We start from the raw sequence: 12,676 nt of genomic DNA on the forward strand, positions 1-12,676 counted from the left end.
CGGCGCCGGGCGCTCCGAATGGGCAAAACGCGCTCCGCGATGTTGCGCTGCGGGGTTGACTAGCCTCGGTGGCACGCACAGGCTCTAAGTCTCCATCGACCAGCACTGGAGGAAACGTGGCCAAGCCGAATACGGCGCGCATCATTGCCGCGCAGGCGAGTCCGTGCGACGAGCTCGTCATCCGCACACAGCCCCTCACGATCGACCGCCCGTGCCGGCGCAAGCGGCTCGCGCTCGCCGCGACCATCGCTGGTTCGAGCATGGCGTTCATCGATGGCTCCGTCGTCAACGTCGCGCTGCCGTCCATTCAGAGCGAACTCGGCGCGAGCGTCGCGGCGATGCAGTGGGTCGTCAACGCGTATCTGCTGTTTCTCGGCTCCCTCGTGCTGGTCGGCGGATCGATGGGCGACAAACTCGGCCGACGCACGGTGTTCATTGCGGGCGTCGGGCTTTTCACGCTGGCGTCGGCCGCTTGCGGGTTTGCACCGAATGCGTCTGCGCTGGTCGCCGCGCGCGCGGTTCAGGGCATCGGCGCGTCGCTGCTCGTGCCCAGCAGTCTCGCGATCATCGGCGCGGTGTTCGACGACGCCGCGCGCGGACGGGCGATCGGCACCTGGGCGGGCGTCGGCGCGATCACGTCGGCCGTGGGGCCGGTGGCGGGCGGCTGGCTCGTCGATGCGTGGTCGTGGCGCGCGATCTTCTTCCTGAACGTCCCCCTCGCGGCGCTGACGATCGCGCTCGCGATATTGGCGGTGCCCAACAGCCACCGCGCCGATGCGCCGCGACAGCTCGACTGGCCCGGCGCACTGAGCGCGGCCACGGGACTGGCCGCGCTGACGTTCGGCCTGACCGAAGCATCGGCGCGTGGCTTCGCGCATCCGCTCGTATTCGGTGCGATTGGCGCCGGCGTGCTGATTCTCGCCGCATTCGTGATCGTTGAAGCGCGCAGCCCTAACCCGATGGTGCCGCTCGATCTGTTTCGCTCGCGCGACTTCACCGGTGCCAATCTCGTCACCCTGCTGCTTTACTTCGGCCTTGGCGGCGCGTTCTTCTTCCTGCCGTTCACGCTGATCCGCGCGCATGGCTTCAGCGCGACCCAAGCGGGCGCGGCGCTGTTGCCGGTGCCTTTCATCATCGGTCTGCTATCGCGCTTCACTGGCGGTCTGACGAGCCGCTTCGGTTCGCGCGCGCTGCTGACCGTTGGCCCGGGCGTCGCCGGAATCGGCTTCACGCTGCTGGCGCTGCCGTTCGTGCGCGGCAGCTACTTGACTGGATTTTTCCCCGCGCTCGTCGTGCTTGGGCTCGGCATGACGATCACCGTCGCGCCGCTCACCACGACCGTGATGGGCGCGGTGCCGAGCGACCGCACAGGCGTGGCGTCCGGCATCAACAACGCGGTTGCGCGCGTGGCGGGCCTGCTGGCGATTGCGGTGCTCGGCATCGTCTTCCTGTGGTCGCATCACGCGGCGCTATCGGCGCGCCTCGACGAACTGCACGTACCGCAAGATGTGCGCCAGAGCGGGCAACTGCTGGCGCCGGTCGAGCAAGCGGGAGCGGCAGCGAGCGCCTCGCCTACGCCGCGCGACACAGCCGTGGCGCGCGCGCAAGCCGATTCGATGACCGACGCGCTGCGCGCCGTCGCGCTCGTCTGCGCCGCGTGTGCGTTCGCTGGAGCGGGGCTCGCAATGGCCACCCTCCAGCCGCTGAATCGGGCGGCGGTAGCGCGCCCGCAGTGAGAGACGAAACTCAGTGGTGAACGGGCCGTACCGGCGACCCCGTCGGCCGGACCACCGCGGCCGCTCGTGCCTCGATTCTTTCCGCGGACGAAGTAGGCTGATGCGCAATGGTTGCGCTGTCGTACCCGTTCATTTGTTCATCGATGACGAAGTCCGCGACTCTCATCGCGTCCATCGCGTTGCCGTCCACGTCGTTCCACTCGCGAATCGCGCGATTGATCTTGGTTAGCGCGGTGACGGCGAGCAGGATCGCGTCGGTCTCGGTGATCTTGCCTTCGAGATCATCGACGAGGTAATCCGCAACACGTAGCGCCGCGCCGATCAGATTGCTGTCGTCGCTCAAGTCCGTCAGTACCGCATGAACCACTGCGAGGCAAGCATCTTTGCGTGCAAGTGCGATGTCCGTCATGAGGTTCTCCAGAGTCGAGGTGCCAGCACAATTTACTCCGAGTGCTCCCTGCATGTCGAATGCGCCCGCGGCGAAGCCGCCACCGCGTTGCCTTTACCAGCGCTGGTGGACGTGGGGCGCGATATGGTGCTGATAGATTTCCCGGACCCGCTGCATGAGCTCGTCGGACAGCGGCGCGAGGCTCGCGGCCGATACGTTCGACGCCGCCTGGGCGGCGTTTTTGCTGCCAGGGATGATGACGGAGACGGCATCTTCCATCAGGATCCAGCGCAGGGCCAGTTGCGCCATCGAGGCGCCCGCGGGTACGAGGCCGCGCAGTTCGTCGACCGCCTTCAACGCGATGTCGTAGGGCACGCCGGAGAACGTTTCGCCGACATCGAACGCCTCGCCATGCCGATTGAATGCACGATGATCGTCCGACGCGAAAACCGATTCCGCGGACAGCTTTCCCGTGAGCATGCCGCTGGCCAGAGGCACTCGCGCGATGACCGCAACCTCTTTCTTTTGCGCCTGCCTGAAGAACAGATCGGCGGGACGCTGACGGAACATGTTGTAGATGATCTGGACCGAAACCACATTCGGATATTCGATCGCCTTCAGCGCTTCTTCCACCTTTTCGACCGACACGCCGTAATAGCGGATCTTCCCGGCGGCGACGAAGTCGTCCATTGCGTCGAACACTTCGGGACGGTAGTACACCTCGGTCGGCGGGCAATGCAGCTGCACCAGGTCGAGCGTGTCGACGCCGAGGTTGGAGCGGCTCCGGTCGATGAACGCTTCGAGCTCGCGCTTGTTCAGATAGCCGCTGGTCACATGCGGGTCGAGTCGGCGCCCGAGCTTCGTAGCGACGATCGGACGTTCGCCGCCTCGTTGCCGCAGCACGTCCCGGATGATCCGTTCCGAGCGACCGTCGCCGTAGACATCGGCCGTGTCGATGAACGTCACACCGTTATCGAGCGCGGCGTTCAGCGCTGCCTTGGCGTCATCTTCCGCAACACTGCCCCACGAGCCGCCGATCGCCCATGCTCCAAAACCGATTTCCGACACATTCCAGCCGGTACGACCAAATTTTCTCGTCAAAAGCGTCATTTGGATGCTCATCCTCTGATTTGTGAAGTTACGTCACAGGTGCTTCATTACCCTTGCGGGAGTGCCGGCGACCTTGGTACGTAGTGTAGCAAGCGGGCGGGGGCGTATGATTGCCACGGCATCGAAACGGCCGCTCTGACAACAGGAAGTGAAACCGGGATAAAGGTGGCGCAATGACAAGCAACGCAGGTTCTGACGACATCGCGAACGAGGCCATTGCGCCATCGCGAACCGCGCTTATCGTGATGCACTACCAGACCGATATTCTCGGACTGTTTCCATCGGTCGCGCCGGCGTTGCTCGCCAATACACGCAGATTATGCGACGCGGCCCGGGCCAAAGGCGTCAGCGTCTATTTCGCCAATCTCCGGTTCAGTCCGGGATATCCGGAAGTCAGCCCGTTGAACAGGAATGGGCAGGGAATCAAAAAACTTGGCCTGTTCCTCGAAGACCGGACCGCGCCCGAGCTGGGCCAGCAGGCCAACGAACCGCTCGTCATCGCGCATCGTGCGAGCGTGTTCTTCGGCACCGATCTGGAGGCGCGACTCTCCGCGCAAGGTATCGATTCGCTGATGATGGTCGGCATCGCGTCGACCGGAGTCGTGCTCTCCTCGGTCGCTTACGCGAGCGACGCGGACTTTCGCCTGTACACGGTCAAGGATTGCTGTTACGACCCGGACGAGGTGGTCCATGAACATCTGTTTGCTACCGCATTCGATTCACGCACCACGGTGCTGTCACTGGCGGACGCGTTGCTACTGCTCGCATAGACCGATACCGACGACTCGACCCGTTAGCCTCGGCATGCCATTTGCTGACTGAAACCGGAAGACAAACTCACCAGGCGACAAACCGTGGCGCCGAAAGCAACGGACATCAGCTCGTTTCAGATTTTCGAGAGCGTCGTCATCCGCTTGTACGACGGCGGGGTGCTGTCGCCGGCGGTGCTTGAACGTGTCGTCGGCGCTTTCGCGCAAGCGAATGTGGACTGGCATGGCCCTGTGCAGGGCCGTTCAGTGGATGACCGTTCACTCCACGAAATCGTCGCGCTGACGATGCTGCCCGGACAGCCGCTGCGATCGGCATCGGCATCCTTCATGTCCGTGATCGAACACATCGCGGGCGTCGCCTCGCAAGCCGAACCGAAGCCCGCGAGACGCGGTAGAACAGCCGTAGCGCCGGCGGACAAAACGGAAGCGGAAGCGGAAGCGGAAGCGGAAACGGAAACGGAATCGCAAGAACTGCTTGCGCAATTGTCCGGCAACGAACCACCCGGCAAGCGCCGCCGCGCGAACCAACAACAGGATCGGCCGGCGAGCCCGCACGGCTATAACCCGTTCGTCAACGCCCGGCCGCCGCGCTCGAAGAAACCGTGAACCCGGTCGCGGCTCGCTTCGCATGCGCGAGGCGCTGGCGAGCCCGCCGATCCCGATTCCCACGCTGCCGTACACTATCCGCTGGCCGCATCGCCCGCGGGCCGTCAGCTCCAACCCATGCTCACTCCACTCGATCCCGCCAACTGGCTAACCGCCCGCCGCGATGCCGAAACCGGCATCGAAAGCCTGCGCGCGCATTTCAGCGGCCACGCCTACGATCCGCACGATCACGACGACATGCTGATCGGCTACACGGAGCAGGGCGTGCAACGCTTCCAGTGTCATCGGTCGTTGCACACCAGCGTGCCGGGCCGCGCGATCCTGATCGAGCCCGGCGCGCTGCACGACGGTCACGCGCCCGAGGCGGGCGGCTTCACGTACGCGATGCTGTATCTGCCGCAAGCCTGGGTCGAGCGCGCGGCGCGCCGGCTCGACCTGCCGGGACTGGCCCGCGTCGAGGCGGCGTTCGGCCATACGCTCGTCGACGACCATGCTCTCGTCGATGCGATCCGCCAGGCGTTCGTCGCGATTCATGGCAACGAGGGCCGGCTCGCGCGCGACCAGGCGCTCGATCGTCTGCTGCTGCGACTCGGCGCACAGCTGCGCGACGCGCCGCTCGCGGGCGACCCCGCCGCGTCGCCCGCGATCGCGCGGGTGCGCGATCTGCTGCACGAACAGATGGACGGCAATCCCGGGCTCGACGAACTCGCCGAAGTTGCCGGCATCGACCGGTTCAGGCTGACGCGTCTGTTCCAGCGCGCGTTCGGCACGTCGCCGCACGCGTATCTGGTGCGCTTGCGCCTGCGCGCCGCGCGGCGCCTGCTCGCGGCCGGCCGCACGCCCGCGCAGGTCGCGGCCGAAGTCGGCTTCGCCGACCAGAGCCATCTCGGCCGCTGGTTTCGTCGCGCGTACCGGATGACGCCAGCCGCGTACCGGCAGATGTGCACAAACGTTCCAGACTGATCGCGCGGCATCGTCGATCATGAGCGGCTCAACGAAGGAGTCGTCATGTTCGATACCAAAGTGGCGCTGATCGTGCGCAGCGATCTCGCGGTCTGGCAGAAGCTCAATGTGGTCGCGTTTCTCGCGACCGGCGTCGCGGCCGCGGCGCCCGATGCGCTGGGCGAGCCCTACGAGGATGCCGCCGGGCACCGCTACGGCCGCATGCTCGGCCAGCCGATGATGGTGTTCGCCGCCGACCGCTCCGGTCTGCAGGGTGCGCATCGGCAGGCGCTGTCGCGCGAGCTCAGAATCGTGCCGTATGTGCACGCGATGTTTTCGACGGGGCATGACGCGGCGAACCGCGCAGTGTTTCGCGCCGAGGACGCGGCCAATCTCGACCTCGTCGGTCTCGCGCTGCACGGACCGAAGAAAGCCGTCGACAAGGCCGTGAAAGGTTTGGCCTTGCACGAGTGAGTCGACGAGTGCGCGAGCCGCTCGATTGTCGACGGTACTCGCGCCGAAGCTTAAAAGAGAAACGTTTGCCGCGCCGGACCTGAATTGCGTTAAAACAAAAAAAGCTTATTCGGCGAATGCACGAGGCATCAATTGCCGCTTCATTTCACATCGTTTCGAGTCTCGAAGCGGTAATGCGTCAAAGCGCAGATCTATCCAACGGGCATAGATCGGAAAGGCACAAGTAACGCTCCCCCTCTATAGCGAATCGTGTCGCCGTCGCGGTGATGCGATTGCAAGTCTTTGTCGGGAAACGAATTGTCGGCGATTGCGCCGACGCGGTCGCCAACTCGTTTCAAATTATTCTTTGCAAAAACGGCTTTCTATAGCATGGACATGCTCGCAAGAAAACCTTGCGTATACGTTTCAACCTAAATTGAACCTCATTCAGAATTGAATCTGTTGATGTTACACTGCAAGCCGCTGGAGCCATTCTGGCAAAGGGCTTTGGTGTTTCCAGCTCAACTGTGGTTTGAAACGCGTCCACGACGTGTCGCTGGTGTCGTGCGTGCGGCAGCCATTCACTGGACTTCTCCAACACCCTGCTGCGTTCCCGGATTCCTCAGGTACTAATACCGTGTACTCTCAAACGCAAATCGACCCGGTGGTCAGCTTCCGCAACTCGCAGCGCGAGCATGTGCGTGGGACGATCATTAACCTCCAGAGAAAGTCTTTGGTCATGGAGGTCTATAACCCTTATTCCATCGTGCAGGTCAGCGAGGTCTTAAGCGAGCTGAGCGTGCGCATGGGCACCAAGAATGCCTATCTCGGCAAGGCGGTGGTGGTAAGTCTGGTGAACACCGGCCTGACCGCGGTGGTTTCACTGGCACTCATCGACGAATGGCGCGAGCTTAGCGTTCTGCCCAATGAAGCGAAGTCGGTCGGGCGGGAAGCAGAACTCTTTATTAGCGACTGGGACGCGCGCTTCAATATCCGCCGCGACTATCAGATCGTCGTGAACGAGATGCGCGCGTTCCTGTCGGAAGTGTCGCGCTGGGTGGAGCAGGTCGATCTGACCGAGAGCTTGCCGAAGACCGAAGGCGGCCGGCTGCGCGAGGACCTGTTCTACGAGCTCGCCACGCCGATCATGCTCAAGATGAAGTCCTACCTCGACCGTCTCGAGGAAGAAGCCGAGCGCGTCGACGCGGAGATCGCACCCGTGCATCGCACCTATGCGCAATCGGCGCTGCATCCGTTGCTGCTGCGCGCGCCGTTCGTCTACCGCACGTTCACCAAGCCGCTCGGCTATGCCGGCGACTACGAGATGGTCAATCAGATCCTCAGCGATCCGCAGCAGGGGCCGACCACTTACTTCCAGATCGTCAATACCGCCTTCCTGCAGGCGGCGGTCGCGACCGCGCACCGCAACCGCATCACGCTGCTGATCGACTTTCTGACGCGGCAGGCCGAGGCGGCGCGCGCGGCCGGCAGGCCGTTCCGCATCCTCAACGTCGGTTGCGGGCCCGCTTTCGAGATCCAGCGCTTCGTGCGTGAATATCCGCATCCGGAGCTGCTGTCGTTCGAGCTGGTCGACTTCAGCGAGGAAACGCTGGCGTTTACCAAGGACGCGATCGACAGCTCGGCACACGCCGCGGGCCATAAGGTCTCGGTGCAAATGGTGCATCAGTCGGTGCACGACCTGCTCAAGCGTAAGATTTCCACGGACCCCTCCGCGCGCGAATTCGACGCGGTGTACTGCGCCGGTCTGTTCGACTATCTGTCGGACAAGGTCTGCGCACGTTTGCTCAGTTACTTCGCCGCTCGCACCCGACCCGGCGGCCAGTTGCTGGTCACCAACGTCCATTCCGCGAATCCGGAGAAGTACGGGATGGAGCATCTGCTCGAGTGGTACCTGATCTATCGGAACGAGAGCGGCATGAGCTCGCTGCTTCCCCCCAACTCCACTGACCAGAAGCTCTACGTCGACGAGACCGGGGTGAATGTGTTCGCGGAAGCAACGATCCTCTGAAACCGTGTCGACATCCCTGTCCATGACTACCAGTCCCCTGCAGAGCGGCTATCAAACCGAGCTGGCCGACTTTCGCGTCACGTTCAGCCGGGGCGGCGCGTGCACCGCGATTGCGCTCGTGCTGCTCGGCGTGGGGCTGGATTACGCGCAGTATCCGCAGTATCAGACGTCGTTTGCGCTCGCGCGGCTGCTCGTGTCGTTGATGATCGGCGGTATCGTCGCCTTGCTCGACACCGACATGGGGCGACGGCTTACTCCATGGCTGACGCTGTCCTGGCTGCTGCTGCCGCAGGTGATGATTTCATGGATGATCTGGCGCACCGATGGCGTGCTGTCGCCCTACTATATGGGGCTGAATCTGGCCATCTTCGCGTCCGGCATTGCCTTGCCGTTTGGCTTGTGGCAAAACCTCGTGTTTGGCGTGTTGTCGTGCCTTCTGTATCTGCTGGCCTGCCTGTTGCCTCCGCATGACGGCTTGCCGCTCGGCACGTTGACCGTCAATGTTCTGCTGCTTCTGTTCGCCGCGGCCGCGAGTGCGGTCTACACGTTCTTCAATGAACGCGTGCGCTTCATGCTGTTTCGCCTGAAGGCCGAGGTGTCCGAGAAAAACGCGGAGGTCTCCGCGAAGAACGCCGAGCTCGAAGTGATCAATCGGCAGTTGCTCGACATCAAGGGCCAACTGCTGCAGCAGGAGAAAATGGCGGCGATCGGTACGCTCGCGGCGGGCCTGCTGCATGAAGTGAACAACCCGGTGAACTTCTGCCTGATGGCGATCGAGGTTGCGCTGGAGGAACCGATCTCGAAGAAGGAGCCGACGCTGCAGGAATGTCTGGTCGATGCGCGGCAGGGCATGCAGCGCATCCAGCACATCGTGTCGGACCTGAAGACGTTCGCGTATCGCAAGCCCGGCGCCGAGGCGGAGCTGGGCACGCCGTTCCTGTTCGAAAAGGCGCTCGATTCGGCGATCCGGCTCGTCGGGCATGAATTGCGCGGCGTGACCGTGACGCGCGAGCTGCCCGCGGATACGCTGGTGCAGGGCGACGAGGCGGCCATCATCGGCGTGCTGATCAACCTGCTGTCGAACGCGGTGCTGGCGATGCGCAAGGCGGGCACGCCCGCGCCGGCGATCCACGTCAACGTCAGATGGACGCAAGAGCGCCTGCACGTGACGGTGAAAGACAATGGGCCGGGCATCGCGCCGGAGAATATCGCGCGCGTGTTCGAACCGTTCTTTACCACCCGCGAAGTGGGACAGGGCCTTGGCCTCGGACTGTCGATCAGCTATGCGGTGATCGAGCGCCACGGCGGTCTGCTGTTTGCCGAGAGCGAGCTGGGAAGTTGGGCGGCGTTCAGTTTCGATCTGTCGCCCGCACCCTGAGAAACACCATGAATGACATCCGTCAGACACAGCCCACTCTTCTCTACGTCGATGACGAAGAGTTGGCGTGCAAATATTTCGCGCGCACCGTCGGTGCCGATTACGAGGTCCTGCTCGCGACGAGCAGCGACGAGGCCATCGCTATCCTCGAGCAGGACAGTGCCCGCATCGCGGTGCTGGTCACGGACTTTCGCATGCCGGGGCGCGACGGCGGCGACCTGCTGCGCCAGGTGGCGCTGGAGTATCCGCACATCGTGCGGATTCTGGTCACTGCTTACGCAGACGTCGAGATGCTGTTGCAGACGGTCAACACCGGCGAGGTGTTCCGCATCCTCGAAAAGCCGCTGAAGCCGGCGGCGGTGCGCGATACGCTGCAACTGGCATTTGACCGCTACCACGAACGCGCGATGCAGAATCAGCGTCTGATCGCGATCGACGAAACCCTCGCGTTCATCGCGCACGAACTGAACACGCCGCTCGCGGCGATCGCGTTGAATGCGCACAGCATCGAAGATCGCACAGACGCGGAGCGCGATGCCGAAGGCGAAATTCTCGGCGCCGCGAAATCGATGCGCGAGAGTGCGCAGTACTGCATGGCGGTGGTGTCGTCGTTCTGGCGCTCGGTGCACAACGGGCGGCGCCGGCAACAGGAGGGCGACGAGGCGCGTATCGAGAGCACCGCGCATGGGCTGATCTCGGCGTTGCTCGATACGTATCCGTTTACGACCGCGCAGCGCTCGTGGGTGCATGTCGATGTCGAAAGCGACTTTGCGGTGCTCACGCAGCCGAATTGCGTGGCGCTCGTGCTGTCGTCGTTGTTGTCCAACGCGTTGCGCGCGCTTGCGGATGTGCCGTCGCCGTCGGTGCGCTTTACCGTAACGACGGAACCCCACCCGAGCATCGGCATCTGCGACAACGGGCCCGGAATTCCGCCCGAGATCAAAGACCGCCTGTTGACGGACCCAATTACAACGCACGCGAAATCCGGGGGGAACGGCTTGGGCCTGATTCTATGCAACCGTGTGATGCAGTCCTGTGGCGGCGGGCTCAGGATCGAGTCCACGCCGGGGGGAGGCACCACCGTAGTGCTGGATTTCCCCCATATCAAAGGTCAAACGCACAGGAGTTGTTGATGAACGAAGCAAAAGCCACAGAGGAGTTGGCGCCGGCGATCATCTTCGTCGATGACGAAGCTACCGCCGTAAAGTACTTCCAGCGTGCCATCGGAAGCCTGGCGCCGGTCCTGACTGGCGGCTCGGTGGAAGAGGGCAAGGCGCTGCTCGACGAGCACGGCGACAGGGTCGGCGTTCTCGTCTCCGACCAGCGCATGCCGGGCGAGTTCGGCAACGAGCTGCTGCGCTATGCGAGCGAGCGCTTTCCGCATGTCGTGCGGATTCTGACCACCGCGTATTCGGAAATCGATCAGACCGTCGCGGCCGTCAACCTCGGTCACATCCATCGCTACATCAAGAAGCCTTGGGACATTACGGCGCTGCGCATGGAGCTGAAGCAGGCGCTGGAACTGGCCGAGCTGCGCAAGGAGCGCGACACGCTGGTGCGCGAGAAGCTGGGCGTGTTGCAAAAGCAGGTGGTCGCCACGCGCATTGGTCTGGTGCGTTCGCTGTCGGCTACGCTGATCGGGCCCGAGCGCTTCCAGCCGGTCGAGACGTATCTTGCGGCGGCGGTGCTCGCCGAAGTGCCGAACTCCGAGCCGGACTGGCTGCTGCAGGATTACTCCGACCTGATCGCGGCCGAGAGTGCCCGCAGCGGCGCGTTCGGTCATGCGGTCGCGGCGCATCTCGCCACGCTGCGCAACCGGCACGGCGCCGCGAACCTGACCGCGAATGACGCGCTGACGGCGCTGGCCGGGGCGTTTTCCGAGGCTGGCTTCAATGTGCGCCGCGCAGGCGATGGTCTCGTGTGCGACCAGCCGGCCACGCTCGCGGAGTTTCTCGCGGAGCCGGGCAACAACGCGGTGTCGAGCGGCCACGCGGCATGGCTGGCGAGCCTGCTGTGGCTCGACGGCACTGACGGTGCATTGCAGCCGGCACGCGAAGGCAATGCGGTTGTTTTCCGGCCGGCGCAACGCGGTAGCGAGTTCGCGGCCGACCGCCTCGCCACGTGGATCGAGCAGTTCTGATTACCTTGCTTCGAGGGCGCGGCGTCTGACGCGCCCCCTCTCGCCCTGCCTTCGCGCTGCAGCCCGCCACGGCTAGCAGCGCGAAGTTGACCAAGGCTCGCGCGAGCCGTCCCAACTTCGGTCGATCTTTCTCAAGCCTGAATGCGCGGCACGAAGCGCCGCGTTCGAATCCATTTGGTTGCCACCCACTTGTCGCCGGTGCGCAGCGGCGTGCTCGCGTGCAGCGAGCTCGGATCGCACATCCCGTAGCGGTTGCCGTATTCGAAGTAGAGCGCATGCCCGCGCTGCGGCACGACCGACCAGCCGAGCTGCGGAAACACCGTCTCACCGCCGTCTTCCACGTCTTTCAGATACATCAGCAGTGTGCCCATGCGCTGGCCGCTGCGCGCGATCGACTCGCGATTCGCTGCGTTGCCCGTCATCAGATAGTCGACGTGCGGCGTCGACTCCGCGCCTTCCTCATAGTGAAGCATTTGCAGGCCTTCGCCGTTCTCGACCGGCGTCGCCGTCAGTTCCGCGATGCGCGCCTCGATGCGCGCAATCAGCGGCGTCTCGCCCAAACGGAAAAACATCCCATGACTGCTGCGATGAGCGGCGATCACATCGCGGCCGGTCACCGGATCGACGACGGCCGAGCGGTCCAGCCGCGGCTGTGCGAGCGCGATCAGCTGCTCGCATTCGTCGGCACTCAGGAAGTTGGCGAGGTGCACGGCGGCCGGTCGTTGCAGCCGCGACAGCACGCGCACCTTGCGCTCGCCGAGCTGGATCAGAGGACCTTCGGGCACGCGCAGCGGCTCGGGCTGATAGCTGAGCGGCGCGCCGCCGACTTCGAGCTTGTCGCCGGGCAGCGCCATGCCGTACAGGAACGCCGACGCGACCGCCTCGACCATCGCCGCGGCCAGCTCGGCCGCGTTGTTGCGGCTCACCAGTTCGTTGACGATCGCTTGCGGCGCGACGCCGCGCGAAAGATTGGCGGCGATCCAGTCGCGGACTTCGGCGGGGAAATTGACGGTGATGGACATCGGGGCGAGCTTGTGGGGGTCGTGACAGTCGCGGCGCGCGACGCTGGCTCGCGATGATATCGGACGAATGTGACGACTCTGGACGGACGGTCCGGTTTTCAT

At 64.0% G+C, this 12,676-nt stretch carries 12 protein-coding genes; 9 read left to right on the forward strand and 3 right to left on the reverse strand.

Features of this window, described 5'->3' with window-relative positions; translation table 11 throughout:
- The first annotated feature begins 116 nt into the window (after nt 1-116).
- Nucleotides 117-1,736 carry a DHA2 family efflux MFS transporter permease subunit gene (locus tag AB3X95_RS25300; protein WP_368622848.1) on the forward strand — a complete coding sequence of 540 codons (1,620 nt, stop codon included), beginning with the start codon at nt 117-119 and terminating at the stop codon, nt 1,734-1,736.
- Nucleotides 1,737-1,746: 10 nt separating this feature from the next.
- On the opposite strand, the gene AB3X95_RS25305 is transcribed toward AB3X95_RS25300, so the two are convergent.
- Together AB3X95_RS25305 and AB3X95_RS25310 are read right to left on the reverse strand one after the other, a co-directional pair.
- A complete protein-coding gene (locus AB3X95_RS25305; protein WP_368622849.1) occupies nt 1,747-2,145 on the reverse strand; it encodes a hypothetical protein in 399 nt (132 codons plus the stop codon).
- A gap of 93 nt (nt 2,146-2,238) precedes the next feature.
- Nucleotides 2,239-3,234: an aldo/keto reductase gene (locus AB3X95_RS25310; protein WP_368622850.1), complete on the reverse strand. Its 996-nt coding sequence runs from the start codon at nt 3,232-3,234 to the stop codon at nt 2,239-2,241.
- Nucleotides 3,235-3,407: 173 nt separating this feature from the next.
- On the opposite strand from AB3X95_RS25310, the gene AB3X95_RS25315 reads away from it, so the two are divergent.
- The 8 genes from AB3X95_RS25315 (at nt 3,408) to AB3X95_RS25350 (ending at nt 11,552) form a co-directional block, all read left to right on the forward strand.
- Nucleotides 3,408-4,004: an isochorismatase family cysteine hydrolase gene (locus tag AB3X95_RS25315; protein WP_176121009.1), complete on the forward strand. Its 597-nt coding sequence runs from the start codon at nt 3,408-3,410 to the stop codon at nt 4,002-4,004.
- A gap of 84 nt (nt 4,005-4,088) precedes the next feature.
- A complete protein-coding gene (locus tag AB3X95_RS25320) occupies nt 4,089-4,610 on the forward strand; it encodes a hypothetical protein (protein ID WP_368622851.1) in 522 nt (173 codons plus the stop codon).
- Nucleotides 4,611-4,727: 117 nt separating this feature from the next.
- A complete protein-coding gene (locus AB3X95_RS25325) occupies nt 4,728-5,573 on the forward strand; it encodes an AraC family ligand binding domain-containing protein (protein WP_368622852.1) in 846 nt (281 codons plus the stop codon).
- A gap of 45 nt (nt 5,574-5,618) precedes the next feature.
- Complete coding sequence (locus AB3X95_RS25330) at nt 5,619-6,026, forward strand: DUF2000 domain-containing protein (RefSeq protein WP_013092622.1); 408 nt, start codon at nt 5,619-5,621, stop codon at nt 6,024-6,026.
- 616 nt (nt 6,027-6,642) lie between these two features.
- Entirely contained in the window at nt 6,643-8,034 is a 1,392-nt protein-coding gene (locus AB3X95_RS25335) for a class I SAM-dependent methyltransferase (RefSeq protein WP_176366343.1), read from the forward strand.
- Between the two features lie 22 nt (nt 8,035-8,056).
- Entirely contained in the window at nt 8,057-9,412 is a 1,356-nt protein-coding gene (locus AB3X95_RS25340; protein ID WP_176366342.1) for a sensor histidine kinase, read from the forward strand.
- Nucleotides 9,413-9,420: 8 nt separating this feature from the next.
- On the forward strand, nt 9,421-10,545 hold the full coding sequence (locus AB3X95_RS25345) for a hybrid sensor histidine kinase/response regulator (RefSeq protein ID WP_176366341.1): 1,125 nt from the start codon (nt 9,421-9,423) through the stop codon (nt 10,543-10,545).
- Entirely contained in the window at nt 10,545-11,552 is a 1,008-nt protein-coding gene (locus AB3X95_RS25350) for a response regulator (protein WP_368622853.1), read from the forward strand. Before AB3X95_RS25345 ends, AB3X95_RS25350 begins: the two co-directional genes overlap by 1 nt.
- A 131-nt stretch (nt 11,553-11,683) precedes the next feature.
- Here the strand turns inward: AB3X95_RS25350 and AB3X95_RS25355 are convergent, their stop codons facing one another.
- Complete coding sequence (locus AB3X95_RS25355) at nt 11,684-12,574, reverse strand: 2OG-Fe(II) oxygenase (RefSeq protein WP_176121017.1); 891 nt, start codon at nt 12,572-12,574, stop codon at nt 11,684-11,686.
- Nucleotides 12,575-12,676 lie beyond the last annotated feature (102 nt).

The organism is Paraburkholderia sp. BR13444, assembly GCF_040948755.1.
In the GTDB taxonomy this organism is placed as follows: domain Bacteria; phylum Pseudomonadota; class Gammaproteobacteria; order Burkholderiales; family Burkholderiaceae; genus Paraburkholderia; species Paraburkholderia youngii.